Origin of the sequence: Flavobacterium johnsoniae (genome assembly GCF_001879205.1) — a bacterium.
Taxonomy (GTDB): Bacteria; Bacteroidota; Bacteroidia; order Flavobacteriales; family Flavobacteriaceae; genus Flavobacterium; species Flavobacterium johnsoniae_A.
This window is the reverse complement of record NZ_MLFK01000010.1, coordinates 300761-322287: the sequence shown is the minus strand read 5'-3', so window position 1 is coordinate 322287 and position 21527 is coordinate 300761. Positions and strand designations below refer to the sequence as shown.

At 36.4% G+C, this 21527-nt stretch carries 13 protein-coding genes; 7 read left to right on the top strand and 6 right to left on the bottom strand.

What is annotated here, in order from left to right:
• Positions 1–154: 154 nt before the first annotated feature.
• The 5 genes from BKM63_RS20315 to BKM63_RS20295 form a co-directional block, all read right to left on the bottom strand.
• Positions 155–4246, bottom strand: coding sequence for a two-component regulator propeller domain-containing protein (locus BKM63_RS20315; RefSeq protein WP_071638401.1), 4092 nt, complete (start codon positions 4244–4246; stop codon positions 155–157).
• Positions 4247–4494: 248 nt separating this feature from the next.
• Complete coding sequence (locus BKM63_RS20310; protein WP_071638400.1) at positions 4495–6126, bottom strand: hypothetical protein; 1632 nt, start codon at positions 6124–6126, stop codon at positions 4495–4497.
• A gap of 173 nt (positions 6127–6299) precedes the next feature.
• The gene (gene uxuA / locus BKM63_RS20305) at positions 6300–7484 is read right to left on the bottom strand and encodes a mannonate dehydratase (RefSeq protein ID WP_071638399.1); all 1185 of its coding nucleotides are present in this window, start codon (positions 7482–7484) and stop codon (positions 6300–6302) included.
• A 32-nt stretch (positions 7485–7516) separates the two neighbouring features.
• On the bottom strand, positions 7517–8329 hold the full coding sequence (locus BKM63_RS20300; RefSeq protein ID WP_071638398.1) for an SDR family oxidoreductase: 813 nt from the start codon (positions 8327–8329) through the stop codon (positions 7517–7519).
• Positions 8330–8607: 278 nt separating this feature from the next.
• Positions 8608–9060, bottom strand: coding sequence for a YhcH/YjgK/YiaL family protein (locus BKM63_RS20295; RefSeq protein WP_071638397.1), 453 nt, complete (start codon positions 9058–9060; stop codon positions 8608–8610).
• 193 nt (positions 9061–9253) lie between these two features.
• Here BKM63_RS20295 and BKM63_RS20290 point away from each other — a divergent pair, with 193 nt between their 5' ends.
• The gene (locus tag BKM63_RS20290; protein WP_071638396.1) at positions 9254–10285 is read left to right on the top strand and encodes a substrate-binding domain-containing protein; all 1032 of its coding nucleotides are present in this window, start codon (positions 9254–9256) and stop codon (positions 10283–10285) included.
• Between the two features lie 106 nt (positions 10286–10391).
• Here BKM63_RS20290 and BKM63_RS20285 read toward each other — a convergent pair whose 3' ends face one another.
• A complete protein-coding gene (locus BKM63_RS20285; protein ID WP_071638395.1) occupies positions 10392–11561 on the bottom strand; it encodes a DUF4861 family protein in 1170 nt (389 codons plus the stop codon).
• Positions 11562–11746: 185 nt separating this feature from the next.
• On the opposite strand from BKM63_RS20285, the gene BKM63_RS20280 reads away from it, so the two are divergent.
• The 6 genes from BKM63_RS20280 (at position 11747) to BKM63_RS23990 (ending at position 21461) form a co-directional block, all read left to right on the top strand.
• Entirely contained in the window at positions 11747–12670 is a 924-nt protein-coding gene (locus BKM63_RS20280) for a nuclear transport factor 2 family protein (protein ID WP_071638394.1), read from the top strand.
• Between the two features lie 64 nt (positions 12671–12734).
• On the top strand, positions 12735–13199 hold the full coding sequence (locus tag BKM63_RS20275; RefSeq protein ID WP_071638393.1) for an NUDIX hydrolase: 465 nt from the start codon (positions 12735–12737) through the stop codon (positions 13197–13199).
• Between the two features lie 93 nt (positions 13200–13292).
• The gene (locus tag BKM63_RS20270; RefSeq protein ID WP_071638392.1) at positions 13293–13931 is read left to right on the top strand and encodes an HAD family hydrolase; all 639 of its coding nucleotides are present in this window, start codon (positions 13293–13295) and stop codon (positions 13929–13931) included.
• A gap of 410 nt (positions 13932–14341) precedes the next feature.
• The gene (locus BKM63_RS20265; protein WP_071638391.1) at positions 14342–17269 is read left to right on the top strand and encodes a triple tyrosine motif-containing protein; all 2928 of its coding nucleotides are present in this window, start codon (positions 14342–14344) and stop codon (positions 17267–17269) included.
• 234 nt (positions 17270–17503) lie between these two features.
• A complete protein-coding gene (locus BKM63_RS23995; protein WP_242661201.1) occupies positions 17504–19006 on the top strand; it encodes a family 16 glycosylhydrolase in 1503 nt (500 codons plus the stop codon).
• 40 nt (positions 19007–19046) lie between these two features.
• Complete coding sequence (locus BKM63_RS23990) at positions 19047–21461, top strand: discoidin domain-containing protein (protein ID WP_242661200.1); 2415 nt, start codon at positions 19047–19049, stop codon at positions 21459–21461.
• Positions 21462–21527: the final 66 nt, after the last annotated feature.

Below are 21527 nucleotides of genomic sequence, written 5' to 3'. Positions count from 1 at the left end.
ATTATAATAATCACAAATAGAATTTGCAGTACTAACAGGTTTGCTTTTTTGATTTTCATATCGCAAATGTATAGGCCGAAAACGATATAGAAATACAAAAAAGGGTATCTAAAAATACAGATACCCTTTTTTAAGTCCCTAAAACACTAGGTTTTTATATTACAACAGAAGATTTGTAAAATTTATCTGAATATTGAGATGGAGTCTCTCCATATTTTTTTTGAAAGCATTTGCTAAAGTATTTCGGATTGTTGAATCCTACTTTATAGCTGATTTCTGAAACGTTTAATTTGTTTTGTTCCAATAATTGAGCGGCACGTTTTAACCTGATTTCATGAATGAATTCGTTGGGCGTAAAATTTGTCCAGGCTTTTACTTTTAAAAACAGCATCGTACGGCTGACACCCAGTTCTGAACAGAAAAACGGAATATCGAATTGTTCGTTCGAAATATTTTCCTCTACAATTTTAAATGCTTTTTTCAATAGTTCTTCATCCAGAGACGAAACCGTGATTTCTGACGGAATAAAGCTGTCTTCGCTTGAAAACTTAATTCTCAATCGTTCGGTTGAATTTAAAAGGTTTTTAACGCGGAGTTTAAATTCCATTAAATTAAAAGGTTTGCTGATGTAGTCATCGGCGCCGCTTTCCAGTCCCTCAAATTTATAAACCAATGATGATCTCGACGTCAGTAAAATAACCGGAATATGGCTGGTTTTGATATTTTCCTTAATTTTAGAACAAAGCTCGGTTCCTACCATTTCGGGCATAATAACATCGCTTATTATCAAATTTGGGGCATATTTCAAGGCTTTTTCAAAAGCAATTTTTCCGTTTTCCGCCTCAATGATATTGTAGTCTTTTTTGAGCAGGTTTTTCATGAATTTTCTCAAAATCTTATGATCTTCAACAATCAGGATAGTCTGCTTTTCATCGTTTACAATCAAGTCGTCAATGTCTTCGTTTTCTATGATTTCTGCAGGTTCCAGCTGGGCCGCATACTGCGCGATATCATCACTGATTTTAAAATCGGGAATAATTTCGTTGTCTAAGAGATGTTCACGCCCAAGCGGAAGCGTTACTTTAAAAATAACACCGCCCGTAGTTTTATTGGTAACTTCTATGCTTCCTTTATGAAGTTTTACAATGTTCTTTACAATCGAAAGTCCGATTCCAGTTCCTTTATTGTAGTTTTTCTGAACCTGATTGTGCATCGGAATTTCAAAAAACAAATCAAAAATTTTATCGATATGTTCTTCTGAAATACCAACTCCTGAATCTTCAACAGCAATAAAAAGGTTTTCCTGATCGTGGTTGATTTTAATATTAATAGAACCGCCTTTTGGCGTATATCTAAAGGCATTTGAGATCAGATTATAAAATACCCGTTCGAGTTTGTAACGGTCAAAATAAACCGGAATTTCCTCATCAGAAGATTCAAAAGTATACTCATAACCGCCGTCCTTGGCATATTCTATAAAAGATAAAAAGATTTCCTTGGTGAATTTCACAATATTTCCGCTGGCAGATTCCAGCGTGGCCTGATCATTTTCGAGTTTTCTAAAATCCATTAAACGGTTAATTAAACTCAAAAGATGATTAGCACTTCCTTCAATTACCAGGAGCTTTTTGTACATTTCGTTGGTTCCGTTATAATCGGCCAGGATTTGCTGCAACGGCCCTAAAATAAGGGTTAACGGCGTTCTGAATTCATGAGAAATATTGGTAAAGAAATCCAGTTTTGCCCGGTTATTTTCTTCAATACGTTTGGTTTCCAGATATTCCAGTTCTAATTTTTGTTTTAGTCTGGCTTTCGATTTCATGATCCAGATCAAGCCGTATAATCCAAGGCCGATTATAATTCCGTACAGCAAAAATGCCCAGATACTGCGCCACGGAGCCGGGTTTACAATAACGGTAAGCCTTGTAGGGTTTTTGTTCCAGACCCCGTCGTTATTAGCGCCTCGGACTTCAAAAGTATAAGTTCCGGGATTCTGAATGGCAAAATTAGCTTCGCTGTTTTTAGTTGTTGTCCAGTTATTCTCCAATCCGGTTAAACGATAACTGTATTGATTGTTTTTGGATCGAATGTAATTTGGAATCGCAAAATTTATAGAGAAATTGGCTTTGTCATAATCTAGTGTTATGGTTTGCGTAAACCCAATGCTTTTCTCTAAAATTTCGTCTTTATCACCGGCATGTATGGTTTCATTTTTAATTTTCAAATCGGTAATTAAAACCTGTGGCGCATATTGATTTAAGGATATTTTTGCAGCATCAAAATAAGTGGCACCGGATGGACTTCCGAAATAAAATTTATTAGAATCTAGTTTTAAAGCCGAGTTATCATTGAATTCATTACTGGCCAATCCGTCTTTTTGATCGTAAATGACAACGTTTTTCTGGTTTGTATTGTATTTGATAATTCCCTGATTGGTACTGATCCATAAGTTTTTATCATCATCTTCTAAAATAGAGTGGATAGAAGTAATAACGGTATTTCCGATTCTGAGATTAATTCGGTTGAATTTTTTCCCGTCAAAATAATGCAGTCCTTTCGCTTTTGTACCAACCCAGATTCTATTTTGAGAATCCTGAAATAGGGTTAAAATATCATCACCCGATAAAGCCGCATGATCGTAAAAGAAATGCTGGATTGCATATTGCTGCGGATTGAAATTGCGCAGCGGAATACGATTTAAACCATTCTGCGTTCCGACCCACAGTGAATTTTGCTTATCGACCAAAATGGTCCTAACAATATTATTGGTCAGGAAAACCGGTTTTGTATTGTCATTTCCAATAACTTGAAAAGTTTTATTTGCTGTATTATAACGTATTAAGCCTTTTCCAAAAGTTCCTATCCATAAAACAGCCCCTTCGGTTTTAAGAGCATAAACACCGCTTTCTTTTAATGAAGCAAGTAAATCGGGAGCTATTCGATTGTCTTCAATTCTTTTTGAAATGGTGTTATAAGCAGATAATCCTTTAGAAAAAGTTCCTATCCATAAAATATGGTCGTCAGAAAGACACATTGATTTAATGTCATTTTTATTTGTTTGACCTGTTTTGCTGTTAATATAGCTGGTGACCTCAGTTTTTTTATTGTAAATGGTGATGCCGCCGCCTTCGGTTCCAAAATAGATATTATTATTTTTATCCGCAATAATCGAACTCACCACATCAAAACTCATCGGAATTTTTTTTGAATTCTGATTGTAATTGGAGAAATTAACATTTGAGACATCCCAAAGATTCACGCCTTTATAATAACAGCCAATCCAGATCGAACCTTTTTTGTCCATAAAAACCGATTTTACTTTGTCGATTCCGTTACTGTTATTGCTGTTGTTTATTTTCTGCAGACTTTTATCTAATCCTAAAATATAGATTCCGTCATAAGTTCCAATCCATAAAGAACCCTGATTATCCATTACCAAAGACCGGATATCTGGATTGATTTCGCTGTATTTTGAAGCATCTAAAAAAGAAACAAATGCCTTTTGTTTTTGATCGAATTTCAGAAGGCCTTTATTTTTTGTTCCAACCCATAAATTCCCGTTTTTATCTTCAATAACCGATTGTACATTTAATAAATCTGCTGTATTCAGCGGATAATTTTTAAAAGAGAATTTACCGCCTTTTCTACTCGTCAACAAGCATAAACCCTTTGTGGTTCCAATCCAGATTTCGCCTTTTTTGGTCTTTAAGATGCTCAAGATATTATTGCTCGGCAGGGTGGAAGCATCTGTCTCAGAATGAAAAACCGACGTAAAATTCCCTGTTTTTTTATTGAGGATCGTTAATCCTTTTGAAGTTCCAAACCACATTTCACCTCCAATTTCTTTAATGCTCCATACTGCATTATTGCTTATGGTATGATTGGCTTTGGTATGAAGATATCTGGTGAATTTATTCGAAACAGGATCGTAGCAGTTGAGTCCGTTGTAAGTTCCCACCCAGATTTTTCCTAAATTGTCTTCATCAATAGCCAGAATATCATTGTTGCTGATAGAAAATTTATCATTGACATCGTTTCTAAAAACAGTAAATCGGCTGCCGTCATATTTATTAAGTCCGTCGCGCGTACCAAACCACATCTGCCCAAATTTATCCTGATGTATAGCAATGACAGAACTCTGTGAAAGCCCATCGGTGGTTGAAAAATTTTTAAGACGGTATTTATTTTGGGAAAACAAATTTCCGGAAATAAATAAAATTACAAGAAAAGCTACTTTATATTTCATAGCGTTTATTTTTTAGTTGCAAAGTGACAAAGGTTCAAAGGCACAAAGTTTTTATTCTCGGGGTCTTTGAGAGATTAATGAATGCTGCTTATTTTTTTTAACACATTGGAAGATAGGTTTTTTATTTTTTAGAAGAAGATCAAAAAAAAACTAGTTTTCACACATTGCTTTACGCAAAATCTATGATTGTTAATGCAAGTGCAACGTCTTTTTTACATCCTAAAAAGCTATGTTTCTATGTGTTTAAATTATTTTTTTAAGCGTTTACTTAGTTGAAAATCGTACAAAGAAGGAATTTTTTCCATGGATGTATTTAAAAATTCAATATAAGCATCGGGCTCGTATTTTATTTCAAATTTGGTATTGCCGTGTACGCCGATGATTCTGGCGAAAGGGCCGTCTTTCATTCCGTATAATAAAACAGGTTTTGTCTGATCCGGATTTAAAACCTGAACGTTTAAATTCCAAAATGTACTGAAAGGCCCATGTGAAGGTTTCCAGTACTCAGCGCCGCCGCCGCCGAATAAATAGTAACTCTTGTTTTTATCAGCCGTGATGTGAACCGTAATATTATCAAACAAATTTTGATGATTTGCTCCAGAATGCTGATCTAAAAGCGGATCAGCAAATAACTCGCAATTTTGATATACGTTTTTAGTCGCAAATGTGTTGAAACTTAATGGGTGAACCGTTTTATTGTAAATTTTTAGATTCTTAACTAAAACATTATGCACACCGCCTAAAGTTACGGTATAATGAGATAAATGCGGGCCGTCGGTAATGATATCCTGAACTGTAACATTTGAGATTTCTTCGGCCAGAATACCGCTGTCTGCATTGGTGATTTTGACATCTTTTACCCAGCTGTTAAAAAGTCGGGTTAAGAAAATGGCATTATTTCCCGGTTCCACATGGTGTGCCACTCTAGGAATGTCCGGAAATGTAAAACGCAGCTGTTCGATTCCTACCTCGTTTAAATGTTTCCATTCTGCCAATTGTGCCTGATAACTTGGTTTTACCGAAATAGTCAAAGGCGTTTTAATAGTGATTTTAGAACCGGAAATTTTAACGATTTCAATCTGCTGCCTGACGATAGGAAGTTTGGGAAACTGCCAGTGATGTGAACCTGGTTTTACTTTTGCACCTTGATACAAATCTTTAATGATTTCGCCATTTTCACCGTCTTTATTAAATAATTGCAATTCTACAATGTCTCCGGATTTTAAGTTTTTCACCTCAGAAACATTGATTGTAAATTCGCCCATTTTCCCCGAACTGACTTTTGCGAGCACATTTGGTTCCGGTTCGTATTTATCTAAATAGGATTTTACACGTTCACCCGGAATTTGTGTCCAGATAAAACCGCCTGACCATGCATATTGAGAAAAAGGAAGATCAACATTGTTTTCAGTTTCGCGTTGTCTTTTATCAAAAGTCGTAAGGTATTCGCGAAGTTCTGCCAGAGATTCAGGGTCTTTAAGATACATCATGGGTCTTGGGCAGTAAATTTCGGTTCCGTTCTCGCCTGAACCTGCGCCGCGAAGTACAAAATTACTTCTTTCTATGTAGAGAATATCACTCAGAATAATTCTTCCGGCCGGTAATTGAAAAATTACATTTCCATTTATTGCACTGGCTGCTTTTAAAGCTTTTAGTAAAGCTTTTGAATCATCTAATTGGTCATTTGCTTTTACGCCAAAATCAATAGCATTAATTATTTTTCCGCTGCTCTCAGGAATTTGGCTTTCGCCGAAATGATATCCGGCAAAACTAAAATCAGGAAGGTAGTTTGTTTTTTGAGAAAGGATTTTAGGGATTTCCTGCGCCATTGTAATATTTACAACGAGGCTGCAAAAGATAGTTATGGCTGGACGAATCATGGTTTTTGTGGTTTTGTGGTTACTTAGTTTTTTTTGATTTTGCCGCTAAGGCACTAAGGCTCAAAGTTTTTTTGTTTTATTTTGCAGAGCCTTTATAAGAACTTTGTCAAAGTTTTAAACTTTGACAAAGTTGATTCGTAATAAAAAGACTGAGTGCCTTCGCGCCAAACCTTTTATAAAGATCGTTTAATCCCCAATTCAAGTCCGCGTAGTTCTGCCAAACCTCTTAAGCGGCCAATTGCAGAATATCCCGGATTTGTTTTTTTCTTTAAATCATCCAGCATTTGGTGCCCGTGATCCGGACGCATTGGCAATTTGCTGTTGTTTCTTTTTTCCACTTCCAAAATCGCTTTTACGACTTCGTACATATCAACATCACCTTCAAGATGGTTCGCTTCGTAGAAACTTCCTTCTTCGTCTCTCTGTGTGCTTCTTAAGTGAATAAAATTCATTTTATCGCCGTGACGCCTTACAATTCCCGGTAAATCATTATCGGCTCTAACGCCGTAAGAACCTGTACACATTGTAAATCCGTTTGATTTAGAAGGCGCGGCATTCATTAATTCTATTAAATCTTCTTCGGTGCTGACTACTCTTGGCAAGCCTAAAATAGGGTAGGGCGGGTCGTCTGGGTGTATGGCCATTAAAACGCCCTTACTTTCGGCAACCGGAATAATTTCTTTTAGAAAGAAGAAAAGATTGTCTTTTAAAGCCTGTCTGTCAATATGATTGTAAGCACTTAAAGTAATCAGAAAATCTTCAACCGTGTATGCTTCTTCGGCACCCGGAAGTCCAGCCAGAATATTGCGCTGTAATTTTACTTTCTCTTCATCTGTCATGGCTTCAAAATAGCTTTTGGCTTTTTGAATCTGAGTTTCAGAATATTCTTTTTCTGCTCCCGGTCTTTTTAAAATAAACAATTCAAAAGCAGCAAAAGCATTAATGTCGAAACGAAGCGCTTTCGATCCGTCTTCAACTGTATAGGATAAATCAGTTCTGGACCAGTCTAAAACAGGCATGAAGTTGTAGCATACGCATTTGATACCGCATAAAGCCAGATTGCGAATGCTTTCTTTGTAATTTTCAATGTATTGAAGATAATTTCCAGTTTGCTTTTTAATGTCTTCGTGTACCGGAATACTTTCTACAACCGACCAGGTTAAACCCGAAGCTCCTTTTTTAGGATCGCCGTCTTCGTGTTCAATTTCAACTTTTCGCTTAATAATTTCATCAATGCTCCACACTTCACCATTTGGAATATGGTGTAAAGCTGTTACAATTCCGGTTGCTCCGGTTTGTGCTATATCTTGTAAAGAAACAGGATCATTTGGTCCGAACCATCTTAATGTTTGTTCCATTTTGTATTATGTTGTTTTTTGAGTTAGTTTTTTTAAATACTCGTTGCAGCAAATCCACCGTCAACTTTTAGAATTGTTCCCGTTACGAATTTTGACATATCGCTGCATAAAAATAAAAGTGCACCGTCAATATCTTCCGGAGTTCCAAATCTTCCCATTGGCGTGTGATCAATGATTTTTTCACCTCTAGGAGTTAATTTCCCTTCCGGAGTCAGTAATAAAGCACGGTTTTGTTCTCCAATAAAAAATCCCGGCGAAATAGCATTTACACGAATTCCTTCGCCGTATTTTTGAGCTAATTCAACCGCCATCCACTGCGTGAAATTATCGATTGCCGCTTTTGAAGCCGAATAACCTAAGACTCTGGTTAATGGTCTTTGTGCCGATGCCGATGAAATATTAATAATATTTCCCGATTTCTGTTTAGCAAAAAGTTCCGAAAAAACCTGAGTTGGCAGCATGGTTCCAATGATATTCAAATCAACCACTTTTTGCAAATCATCGGTTTTCATATCATAAACTGCCTGATCCGGCTGAATTGTTGCACCCGGCATATTTCCTCCGGCGGCATTAATTAAAATGTCCAGACGTCCGTATTTTTTAACGATAAAATCTTTTGCTTTTTCTAATTCTTCTTTATTTAAAACATTTGCCTGAATCGCAAATGCCTGTCCGCCATTTGTTTCTATTTGCTGTACAGTTTTTTCGGCTTTTTCAATGGATTGAGAGACAATCCCAACAATTACGCCTTGTTTGGCCAAAACATTTGCAAAGTTGCTTCCTAATACGCCGGCACCGCCTGTTATAAGTGCAATTTTTCCTTTTAGATTAAATATTGAATCCATTTAGTTGTATTTAAATTTTTTAATACTTTAAATTCCAAATTCCAAAAAAAATGAAAAGTAAAGTATGTTGTATCGGTTTTGTTTTAATGCTTAATTTTTTCTAAACACTTAGAAACATAGTTACAAAACTTGTTAAAGGCGTTTCACTTACATCAATAAACATAGTTTTTGCGTCTTAGCTATATGTGAAAAGTTGTTTTTTTGAGAATCTTTTGAACTCAAAAAAATCTATGTTTCTATGTGTTTAATTTTAATGTTTTAATTGGAATTTTTCTACTTTAGGAGATCCTCACTTTAAACACCAGTTTTTTCAAAAAGCCTTCGCCAATCATGGCGGCGTGAACATCTTCCGGAAATAAAATTGCAAATTGTTTTTCCTGAAGTTCAAAGAACATATCTGGTTTGTCATGAAAAAAGCGAACGTCTCTTTCGTCGCTGTATTCTCCATTTGGGTTTACACATTTTCTTCGTGGCTTCCAGGCATAAGTTTCCGGTCCTTGTATTAAAATCTGAATGTCAATGTTTTTATCATGACACTCAAAACCTTTTATACTTTCTTCTCTGGTATTTCCTTCGCCCTGAATAACAATTAATTTCAGGCCTTCGCTGATTTCAAAGGCGCCCTCTTCGAGATTAGCAATGTCGGTTTGACTAACATATTCAAACGCCTTTTGAAAATTAGGATGCAAAGCGTAATATTTTGCTGCATTTTGTAATGAATCTATAATCATTTTTATAGGAGGTTATTTTGGTTTTTTAAAATAAATAGTACAAAAAATGTTTGTTGTTTTTATATAATGTGTATTTTTACGTGTACGCACACGGTGTTTTACAAATGTATGTAAAATGTAATGTAAAACAACTTATTTTTGATAAAATAAATTAGTTTTACAGTTGGTCATTTATAATTTTAACTAAAAAAGAATCAATATCATAACAATTAAAAAGATTGCCGAGTTAGCCAATGTTTCGCCGGGAACTGTAGACAGGATTATTCATAATCGTGGTCAGGCCGCACAGGAAACTGTAGATAAAGTCAATTCTATAATTGAAGAGTTTGGGTATAAGCGAAATATTCTGGCTAGTAATCTGGCTTTGAATAAGAAGTTTCATTTTGCAGTTTTTCTTCCAAAATCTGAAAAACTGGAATATTGGAAAAGCCAGGTGGACGGAATCGAGAAAGCGGCCCAGGAGTTCAGCAAATTCGGGATTGTGCTGGATTATTTCTTTTATGATTATGATTTGGCCTCATTTAAAGATACGGTTAAAAAGGTAATGGATTTTGCCTGCGACGGATTGTTGTTTGCACCGATCTTTTATGAAGATTCAGTTCATTTTTTAAATGACTATAAAAAGAAGAATATCCCCGTTGTGATGATCGATTCAAATATTTCCAATGAAGACGATCATGCGTATGTAGGGCAGGATGCATTTCAGAGTGGTTATCTGGCCGGAAGACTTATTAGTTTTGCGGTAAAAAATGAAAGACACGTACTGATTTTTAAAATCACCAGAGAGATCGAAAGTACTTCTGTTTATTTACAGCGCATCGATGGATTTTATTCGTTTTTTAAAGACAATGAAGAACTTACGAATTTCAAATTTTCAGAAGTAACACTTAAAGATTCGGGAATAGAGCAGCTGAGTCTGGAAATGTTTTCAGGAATAAGCAGTGTTTTTGTACCCAATTCAAGGGCCTATATCGTTGCCAGGTTTTTAGAGCAGAACCATATAAAGGGTGTTCGTATTATTGGCTACGATTTGTTAAAGGAAAATATCGAATACCTGAACAAAGGCGTTATCGATTTTTTAATCAACCAAAGACCCGAAGATCAGGGGTATATGGGAATTAGTTATTTGTATAAAAAACTGGTTCTTAAGGAAGAGGCAGAACGCACGCATTATATACCGCTGGAAATTATTTTAAAAGAGAATTATTTTCCGGCTAAGAAGTAAAAAAAAGCAGCCCGCGGGTTTTACGGATGAAGCAGGTTTACACTGGTTTATTTTAAATTATCAGTATCAATCGGTACAATCCGTAAAACCCGCGGGTATGGCCCAACTATTTCTTAACCTTTACAATCAAAGGATTATTTACTTTTTCAGCGAAAGAACTCAAATAGGCTTCCCATTCAAGTTTAGTTTGAAACGGACTTCCTTTTTTCCATCCAAAACCAGCATAATAAATTGCTTTTCCGTTTTTAACCACAATATTTCCGTAAAGGTTACTCAAATCTTTTTCGTCTGTAATATGATTATCAAAACTGGTCAGCGTATTATTTGGAGCTACTAAACCAGTCCCAATTTCAGAATCTTCAAGTGGTTCCCAATAACTCAGCCAGCCTTTTTTCAGATCAGTTCCGGTGGTTCCTTTCTTGTCGTGAAGCGTTAGTCCGGCAGCAATAGATTTTGTTCCTGTAATATTGATTTCAAAACGAGAAAGCTGGCTTCCGTAATCTAAACTGATTAATTTCGATTCGGTTATTTTATTTCCTTTAGCATCCCAGTCGGCATACGTTAAAATAAAACTTGTTCTGATTGGTCCGGTTGTAATAGTTTTCCAGCTGATGAAATTCTTTGAGAAATAATATTTGCCCTCTATATTTACAGCAATGCCGCCCACGCCCCGGCTGTCGCCTACATGAAAATTATCCAGACCTTCGCCTGTATCTTTATGATATGTTCCGGTTCCGTTAGTCGCTTTTTCGTACCATTTATTGATGATAGGATAATCGACTCTTTTCAGCCAGGCATCGATACCGCTGGTTAAAGTGCCGCCCGGAATTTTGTCTTCAACCATTTTTTGAGCCACCGGGCCGTAGGTTCTAAAAGCCACTTTATTGTTTTCCCAGGCATAATCATCTGTGCGTTCGGGTACAAATCTCGAGTAGCAGTTTACAACTTTAGATACCGATGGATTGGTTCCAACGAAAACTTCAAAATCCTGTTTAGATGAAGCTTTTATTTTGGGCTGAAATAAAAGTACATCCATGATGCCGTCGCCGTCATTATCCACAGTTTGAGTTTCTAAAAATGAATTTGTACTGCTGTTTTTTACAGCGTAATTTTCAAGTTTTGCATTTGATGCTAATCCTAGAGATTCTTTAGTTAGTTCTACCGTTTCAAATTCCCTGTCAACTTTTAAATTATTGCTGATTGTGATGATTTTATTTTGAGACTGAACGGTAAAACTGCCCGCCAGAATGGCACTGAATAGAAAATATTTTTTCAAAATACGTATGTTTTAATTGTCGCTTTTTTATTTCCATAAAAATACAAATCTAAAAGTATGTACCTGTACATAAAAGGAGTAAATATGTACAAACAGCTGATAATAAAATTTATATGCTTGTTTTTTTTGAATTAATTACGATTCTTTTTTTACTTTTAATTCATCAATTTAAATAAAGTAACAAGATGAAAAAGAGATGTTTATCGATTATAATTGGCTTTTTGTTTTTTGTTGCTGGAAACGGACAGGAGATTAAAAATTCAGAGGAGTTAAAGGAAAAATTAAAAGTGATAAACAACGAGCTGGCAGCTTCTTTTTTAAATAAAGACAGCAGTGTTATCATAAAGTATTATGATGATAAGGAACCGGTCTGCATGCCGGAATATCATCGAGCATTATATAATAAAGAGGATATAAAATCTTATTACCAGCAATGGCTTTCGGGTTTTAAAATAAGCGCATATAAACGCGATATTTACGAAGTTCAGTTAATTGATAACTATGCTGTTGAAGTAGGTACTTTTAGCATTAATTCGATTAATGATAAAGGCTCATTATTGGTTTATGATGGAAAATATTTGAACGTCTGGAGAATTGAAAAAGGAGACAGACTCATTTTAGTATCTGAAATCTGGGGTGCGAATAAAGCGATAGAGGGTTCTAATTTTTCATTTATCAAAACAAAACCAGCCGAAACTCCAAAGCCTAAAATAAACAAAACTTTAGAGACCGAAGTCAATAAACGTAACGAGCGTATTGCCCAACTCGTAACGAATAGGGAAGGCGAAAAACATGCCTTGGATTTTTTCACACAAGATGCCATATACCTGACCTACGATACGCCAATGCTCATCGGAATGGAAAATATAAAACCCTATTTTGTTGAACACGAAAAACCAAATGGAGTATCTATAGATTCTATATCTATTAAAGCCAGCAGGATGATTCCGCTCAATAATTTTGTTATAGAATACGGTTATTATTATGTAGATGTTTCGTGGGACAATAAAAAAGGAAGGGCGATTGTGACAGGAAAAAGCACCAATCTTTGGAAAAGAGATGAAAATGGAATTCTGATGTTGTATCGTCAGATGGTTAATCATAATTAAATGACTGATATTCCAAAAAGTATAACGACATTTATATTGAGTTTAAAAACAACAACAACACTTCATGAAACAAAGCGCCGGAATATTACTGTATAAATTTGTAGATAAAACTGTATTTTTCTTTTTGGTTCATCCAGGCGGACCTTTTTGGAAGAACAAAGATTTAGAAAGCTGGTCGATTCCAAAAGGAGAATTTACAGATGAGGAAGATCCGCTTGATGCTGCGATCCGTGAGTTTAAGGAAGAAACTGGTTTTGAAGTCGATGGCGATTTTATTAAACTGGAGTATGTAAAACTGAAATCGGGTAAAATTGTTCATGCCTGGGCGGTTGATTTTGATTTGGATGAAACTTTACTGAAAAGCAATGATTTTGAAATGGAATGGCCTCCAAAATCAGGAAAATTACAAAGTTTCCCTGAAGTAGATAAGGGAGAATGGTTCCAGACCAACGACGCTTTAAAGAAAATAAATCCTGCACAAGCCGATTTTATTGTTCAAATGATTTCTAAAATTTCGGCTTCCCTTTAAAACGATGACTTCTTTATGAGATAATTTTTGTAATTTACATTCTTGTCATCTGATTCAGTTTATCAGATTAAATTAAAAATGTAAATAAAGAATATGGAATTGAAATGTATTATTTTCGACTGCGATGGAGTTTTAGTAGATACAGAAAAAATAGGTAACGGAATATTGCTTGAAATGGCCTCGAAGTATGGATTTAAAATGGAAATTGAAGATGCCTACCGCGATTTTAACGGCCGTAATTTACAAGAGTGTTTTCGTCATATCGAAGATGCAATTGAGGCAAAACTGCCGGAATCTTTTGAAGCAGAATACCGTGAAAAAAGTTTCGAAGCTTTTAAAACTCAGGTAAAACCAATGGAAGGTATCGTTTCATTTATCGAAAACCTGAAAATTCCGTATTGCGTGGCGTCAAGCGGGCCTGTTGAGAAAATCAGATTAAATCTGGAAGTGGCAGGTTTACTGGATAAATTCGAAAATAAAATCTTTAGTTCGTATCAAATTAACAGCTGGAAACCGGATCCGGGAATATTTTTATACGCTGCAAATGAAATGGGTTTTGAGGTAAATGACTGTATTGTTGTGGAAGACAGCAAAGCAGGTGTAAAAGCCGGAATTCAGGGCGGATTTAGAGTATTTGGATTTGCCAACGGTTATAACAACTCTGATTTAGAGGAAGAAGGCGCAATGCTATTTTATACTTATGAGGAGTTGAGTGGCATACTGGGAGTTTGATTTTGTTTGCTTCGCCTCGTGTCAGGTTTCAGATTATTTTGTTTCAAGTTAAACCCGATAGGTTTTTAAAAACCTGTCGGGTTTAGTTGTATGAAGGTACACAAAGCTTATCGTTATTAGAATGACAAGATTGAGACCGCAAAGTTTTTGGAATTCCAAATTTTATTTATTGAGAATTTAATCTTACAATTATTAATTTGTTAGATTAAGATGTAATTTGTTACATTAAAATAAATTTTTATATATTTGAAATTAAGCATTCTCTCTTTTAGTTTGATACTAATGAATAATTGTTAATCATACATTTAAAAAAAAGAATGCCTTTTGCCTTAAAAAATAACTTTTCCCAAAGAGTTTTTTTAAGATTGTGATTCCCAAAAATCACAATGTAACCTACAGACCGAAACAAAATGACGAAATTTATAATTAGAATTTTAGTTCTATCACTATTACTCGTTTTTCCACTCAACGCCCAAATTAAAAAAATTGGTGTGCCTTTTATAACCAATTATAATCCGAAAACATACAAAGCCGCTTCAGAAAACTGGGATGTCCTGCAGAATTCCAAAGGCATGATGTTTTTTGCCAATCATTTCGGAATCCTTCAGTTCGACGGTGTTCGCTGGAACATTGTTACACAGCCGGAAAACCGAAGTATGGTTCGTTCTATGGCAATTGATAAAAATGATAAAATATATGTGGGTGCTCAGGGCGATTTTGGTTTTACAACCCAGCTGCCAAACGGCCAGTATCAATATACTTCTTTGGTAAAACTGCTTCCGAATTCGGAGCAGAATTTTGGAGATGTTGTGCATACTGTTATCCGCAGTAATGACATTGTTTTTTTCTCTTACGAGGGGATTTTTATTTACAAGAATAATAAAATCAAGGTCTTAAGATCAAAAGCTAATTTTGAAGAATTCTTTGAAGTTAACAAGGAAATCTATGTTTTAGACAATACCAAAGGTTTACTGCAATTAAAAAACGATGCATTGGTGCCGGTTGCAAATGGAGAAAAGTTTGCTGGGATGAAAATTCGAAAAATCCTTGAAACGGAAAACGGCCTCTTACTGCTGACACAAAAAAATGGCCTTTTTATTTTTAAAGAAAATCAGATAAAACCCTTTGTAACAGAAGCAGATCATTTACTAAAACAAAATCAAATTTCTGTTGCCATTGAGTTTTCTGACGGGTATATTGGAATTGGAACGCGTCAAACCGGGTTGATAGTTTTAGATCGTTCCGGACATTTGATTCAGCATATCAACAAACAAATGGGACTGCAAAATGAATATGTAACTAATCTTAAGGTAGATAAAGAAGGTAATTTATGGGTTACTTTAAAGGAAGGTATTTCGCTCATTCAGATTTCTTCGCCTTTATCACGGATATTGGATACTTCAAATTCAGAAACCAAAATATACTGCAGCCAGATTTATCAGAATAAATTATATATCGCCACAGATAACGGCCTGTTTTGGCTCGACTGGCAGGCTTATAAAAACGGAAAACGTGAAAATGCCAACTTTCGGCACGTGGCAGGAATGTCTGAAAATGTCTGGAATATTGGTGTTTTTGGAAATTCGCTTCTGGCTTTTGAAAAAAACGGAATATTTGAAGTTTCCGGAAATGCAGCACAAATAATCGCAAAGACTGATGGAGCATGGAAAGGAATACTGATTCCGAATCATCCTGATTTATTGCTTGTGGGAGGTTACAATGGCCTTTATCTTCTGAAAAAAATAAATAATTCATGGGTATATCAGCATAAAATAAAAGGATTTGAGGAAAGCAGCCGGGTTATTGAAACCGATACAAACGGAAATATCTGGATTGCCCATGGCTACAAAGGGATTTTCAAAATTCAGTTCAATACTACTTTTGATGCAGTTTCAAAAGTGGAATTTTACAATCAAAAAAACGGATTTCCTTCGAGTTTGTTTTTGAATACATTTAAAATTGATGATCAAATTCTTTTTGGAACTACCAAAGGAGTTTATAAGCAGAATCCAGCTTCAGACAGAATGATTCCTGATCCTGTTTTTAAGAATTACCTCGGATTGAAAAGTCATATTCGGTTATTAAAATCAGATAATCAAAACAATATCTGGTACATTTCTGGAGAAAATACCGGAAAAATGACCCGAAAGACAAACGGCGGTTTTGATGTGGAAGAACTTCCTTTTAGAAAACTCAGGTATTTGTATGTTCCGGGTTTCGAGAATATTCAAACCACAGCAGATGGTGATGTGTTTTTTGGCACGCAGGACGGTCTAATTCACTATAATGCCATTAAAAACAAGAAATATCAAACAAAGTACAAAGCACTTATTTCAGAAGTAAAATGTATTTTTCCCAAGGATAGTCTGTTGTTTTCAAGTCGATACGATGTCCTTCCAAATAAAGGAAAATTTAATGATGAGAAACTTTCGCCCGTTTTAGCGTATTCCAATAATGCGCTTCATTTTTCATTTTCATCCCTTTTTTATGATGAAGCCGATGCAACAGAATATGAATACTGGCTGGAAGGTTTTGAGCCAAAATGGTCTGAATATAGTCTGCAGACAGAAAAAGAATATACCAATCTGCCGGAAAACGAGTATGTTTTTCATGTAAGGGCAAAAAATATTTATGGTATTGTAAGCGAAGAAGCCCTATTTAAATTTGAAATTTCACCTCCTTGGTACAGAACGATTTGGGCGTATATTTTATATTTTATACTTTACAGTGTCGTGATTTATCTGATCATTCGATATCAGAAATCTGTGGCTGAGCGCGACCGCCAGCAATTGATTCTTAGTCAGGAAAAAGAACTGCTTCGAAGCCGGGCAGAACTGAACGAACAAAGACTGACAATGGAACAGGAAAATATGGAGATTATGCGTGAAAATCTTGAGGCCACCATCAATCTTAAAAATGCCAAAGTGGCTTCGAACACTGTGAATTTGATTCATTTAAATGAAATCCTGCTTTCTATTAAAGAACTTATCGGGCAGATGGATAAGAAAAACGATGCCAATGTAAACTTTAGTTTATTGGCCAGGATTAATAAATTAATCGATCACGAATTACAGGGAGATAAGCATTGGAATGAGTTTGAAGAGATTTTCAATCAGCTGCATGATAATTTTATGCAGCGGCTAAAAACGAGTTATCCCGAACTTACGCCTCGTGATATGCGCTTGTGTGCGTATCTTCGAATGAACTTTAACACAAAAGAAATTGCGCCGCTTTTAGGAATTTCTGTGCGGGGTGTTGAAGATACCCGTTATCGCATCCGCAAAAAACTGCAGCTTCCATCTGATGCAAATATTACGGAGTTTATCTTAAACTTTTAAATGGAGTTATTTTTTCACGCAGATTTAAAAAGATTTAAGCAGATTCGCACAGGCGCTTTTTAGCAGTTGTTTATGATATTTTTTATGAACACCGTAGTCAAACCGTACCGTAAAATGTAAGTCTTGCCTGATTTATTTGTTAATATTGTCGGATTATTACTTAAATAATGACCTGTTTTTTACCAGACAGGTTTTTATTGGGGAATATGCTTTACTAACAAAAAACTAAAAAAAATGAATCAAAATGACTCTTTTTTCGGCCGACCACCGAAAGACAATTTCTATTATCTAAAACGAATTTTTATTGCAGTTCTATTTTTATTACTGCCCTTTCTGAAAGTTCAGGCGCAGTGTAACACGCTCGTCTGGTCAGATGAATTTAACGGAACTACCGTCGATTTAACCAAATGGCAGAGTATTTCCGGAAACGGCTGTCCTTCGCTCTGCGGATTCGGAAATGCTGAGGCTCAGCGTTATGATCCCAATCAGGCGACAATTGTAAAAGAAGGAACGAACAGTTACTTAAACATTCAGGCAAAATACGAGCCTAGTGCTTCATTCCCGGATCAGCCGTATGCTTCTTCAAAATTAACCACAGAAGGAAAGTATTCACTTAAATACGGAAGAGTTGAAGCCCGAATGAAATTATCAAGCGGACAGGGAGCCTGGCCGGCATTCTGGATGCTTCCGGTAGGAGGAAACTGGCCGTTTACGGGTGAAATTGACATTATGGAAGCCAAACACAGAAACCCTAAATCGACAGATGGAACGATTCATTATGACGGAAACGGATACCATTTTACGGGCAGAAGTTACAGTTCGCCAACAGATTTATCTGCTGATTTTCATGTTTATGCCGTAGAATGGGGACCTAATTTTATCAAGTGGTTTGTGGATGATGTTTTATTTCACACGGCCACGCCAAATACTACAGTAAACGGAGGATGGCCTTTTAATGATAATCAGTTTTATATTATTTTAAATCTGGCTGTTGGTAGTGCAGGAACACCATATACAAGTGTAAATGGAGCAGGAGTACCGCCAATTCCGGCTGATTTCCCGGCAAAACTGCAGGTTGATTATGTGCGTGTTTATGACGGAAGTTATAAATATGCCGTTGCCGGAGATGCCAAAGTATATCAAAATGAAACGGGCAAAACCTATTCGATCAATGCTATTGCCGGAGCGGCCTATAATTGGTCAGTTCCTGCCGGAGCGACAATTACTTCAGGACAGGGAACAAATGCGGTAACGGTAAATTGGGGAACAACAAGCGGAGACGTTTCGGTAACTGCAGCAGCTTCCGGATGCAGCGCCAATACCTATAAACTTACTGTTACAGCAGAACCAGCTATTCCTGTTGAAAAGATACATGAGGATTTTCAATCCAACAGAAATATTGTGTACGGAAATAAAACCGGAGTTTTAACAGAAGCCGTTGCTAATCCTTCTGCAACAGGAATTAATACATCGGCTTTGGTGGGGAAATATGTTAGAAATTCAAGCGAATTATATGATGTTTTGAATATTAGAAACGTAACCATCACAAACGCTAACGATTATGTTTACGGAAGAAAAAGAATTTCCTTTGATATTTATACCTCGGCACCTGTTGGAACTAAAATTTCTATGCAGTTAGAAAATAGTCTGGTAACAACAGCAACGAATTATCCGTCGGGAAGACACAGTGGTTACAAAGCCACAACAACGGTTCAGAACAAATGGGAAACCAATTGAATTTGAGTTCGAAAAAATAATCGATCCCAACACAAGTGCATTGACAATTAATAATATAGCTTTCCTTTTTGAATCAAATTCAAATTCGGGTGCCGTCTATTATTTTGATAATCTGCTGACAAGAGCAGCACCGGAAAAACCAATTATTGCTACTGATGTTTTGCAGAACTACGACGGCATCAATAAAATCATAAAAGGAACAACAACAGGAGTATATTCTGTTGCGGCCAATCCGGGTTCAAATTCGGTTAACGCTTCCGCGAATGTGGCGAAGTACGTTAGAAACGTAACAGAGCAGTACGATGTTATTTTCTTTAATACCCAAAGCACGATCGAAGATGCCGGTTTGCTAAAAAATCAGACCAATAAAATTCTGATCGATGTGTATGCTTCTGCACCAATTGGTACGGTTGTAAGCCTGAATTTAGAAAATAGCGCCACATCGCTTCCGGCCAATTATCCAACGGGAAGAAACAGTAATTACGTTGCCATCACGACGAAACAAAATCAATGGGAAACACTGACTTTTTATTACAACTCAAGTCCGGATGCGGGAACTTCAAACCTGGCGGTGAACCAAATGGTTTTATTATTTAATTCAGGTTCTTATACAAACGATACCTATTATTTCGATAATATCAGAATTGGTTCGACTAAACTTCCGGATACTTTTACACCTGGAGTTGTGTACGAAGATTATCAAAACACGCACAATATTACCTTTAGAGATGCTATTGGAACGTATACGCCAAACACAGCAAATCCAAGTGCTACGGGAATTAATACTTCTTCGAATGTTGGAAAATACCTGAGAAAATCAACAGAATTGTATGATAATTTCTCTTTCAATACCGCTTTAACTAATATTGGAGATTTTAAAGCCGGCACTAAAAAATTCGCCATGGATGTTTACACTTCAGCTCCCGTTGGATCTATTATTTCATGGCAGGCAGAAAGCAGTGCTTCGGTTCCGGCCAATTATCCTGTTGGAAGACATAGTATTTATCAGGGTGTTGTCAAACAAACCAATACATGGCACACTATCACTTTTACCTACGTAAGCACGCCAGATGCTTCGACTCTAGACAGCGAGGTAAACCGTTTTGTTTTCTTGTTTGAACCGGGAACCAATTCAGGAAACACGTATTATTTTGATAATCTAAGAGCTTTAAATTTAGTTTCTACAGAAAATCCGCCGGCTGGACTGCCTTCTCCTTGGATTAGTACAGATTTGGGTGCGGTAACACCTGCAGGAGAAGCAGCACATGCCAGCGGCACTTTTACAATTAAAGGTTCAGGAACAGATATTTGGGAAACAAGTGATCAATTCCAATTTGTAAACCAATCTATTACGGGTGATGCCGAGATTATCGCCAAAGTAAATTCATTGACCAATACCAATACCTATGCAAAAGCGGGAGTAATGTTTAGAGAAACGCTTACGCCGACTTCTAAACATGCCATGACCGATATCACAGCGGCTGCAGGGATTGAATTTTTATCCAGAGAAGCAACTTCGGGAATAACAACAGCTCAGGCTGCAGCAGGAACAGCACCAAAATGGGTTCGCCTGGTAAGATCTGGAAATACATTTACTTCTTATTCATCTGACAACGGAACAACGTGGACACAAATTGGAACGCCAAAAACAATTGCAATGGCAAATACCATTTATGTGGGAATGGCAGTTACTTCTCACGCAAACGGAACTTTGGCAGCCGGAGTTTTCAGTGATGTTACGGTTCGAACTATTACAGTAAATCCCAATGTTAATCTGGCTTTAGCCAAAACAGCGACAGCTTCTACAGAAGAAAATGCAACATATTCATCGGCGAAAGCCACAGACGGCGACGCAGGAACACGCTGGGCAAGCAGTTTTGCAAATGCCACAGAATGGATTTATGTGGATTTGGGAAGCAATTATAACCTGAATAGAGTGGTGTTAAAATGGGAGGCTGCTTTTGCAACGCAATACAAAGTACAGCTTTCGACTGATACTGTTTTTACCGAAAACGAAACAATCAGTACACAAACGGCCAGTGATGGAGGTACTGATGATCTAACTGTAAGCGGAACAGGAAGATACCTTCGAATTTTATGTACGGCAAAAGCGCTGGCTCCTTACGGATATTCTCTATTTGAAATTGAGGCTTACGGTTCAGCATCAACGGCGAAGAAAGCCAGTAATGCTGTAGAAGAAGTTCAGGCAGAAGAAACCGTTTTTGCAGTTTATCCAAACCCGGCGCGCAGTTATATTCAGGTTACAGTGCCAGAAAACCTGGACAATAAAATCATTACGATTTATGACAATTCAGGAGCACCGGTGCTTCAGAATAAACCGCAGGCAGGAGCAGTTGAAAGCGTAATTGATATCAGCAGACTGACCAAAGGAATTTATATCCTGAATTTCAAATCAGATCAAAAAAGCTGGACAAAAAAATTGATTAAGCAGTAATTAAAAATCCGTCGGGTGTAATTTGTTTAACGACAAACCTTCTCATAAATAAGCTGGAATTAAATT

Bases quoted from the DNA above. Each gene is read 5' to 3' on its own strand.
- BKM63_RS20315 (WP_071638401.1), bottom strand. From the start codon at position 4,246: ATGAAATATAAAGTAGCTTTTCTTGTAATTTTATTTATTTCCGGAAAT.
- BKM63_RS20310 (WP_071638400.1), bottom strand. From the start codon at position 6,126: ATGATTCGTCCAGCCATAACTATCTTTTGCAGCCTCGTTGTAAATATT.
- uxuA (WP_071638399.1), bottom strand. From the start codon at position 7,484: ATGGAACAAACATTAAGATGGTTCGGACCAAATGATCCTGTTTCTTTA.
- BKM63_RS20300 (WP_071638398.1), bottom strand. From the start codon at position 8,329: ATGGATTCAATATTTAATCTAAAAGGAAAAATTGCACTTATAACAGGC.
- BKM63_RS20295 (WP_071638397.1), bottom strand. From the start codon at position 9,060: ATGATTATAGATTCATTACAAAATGCAGCAAAATATTACGCTTTGCAT.
- BKM63_RS20280 (WP_071638394.1), top strand. From the start codon at position 11,747: ATGAAAAAGAGATGTTTATCGATTATAATTGGCTTTTTGTTTTTTGTT.
- BKM63_RS20275 (WP_071638393.1), top strand. From the start codon at position 12,735: ATGAAACAAAGCGCCGGAATATTACTGTATAAATTTGTAGATAAAACT.
- BKM63_RS20270 (WP_071638392.1), top strand. From the start codon at position 13,293: ATGGAATTGAAATGTATTATTTTCGACTGCGATGGAGTTTTAGTAGAT.
- BKM63_RS20265 (WP_071638391.1), top strand. From the start codon at position 14,342: ATGACGAAATTTATAATTAGAATTTTAGTTCTATCACTATTACTCGTT.
- BKM63_RS23995 (WP_242661201.1), top strand. From the start codon at position 17,504: ATGAATCAAAATGACTCTTTTTTCGGCCGACCACCGAAAGACAATTTC.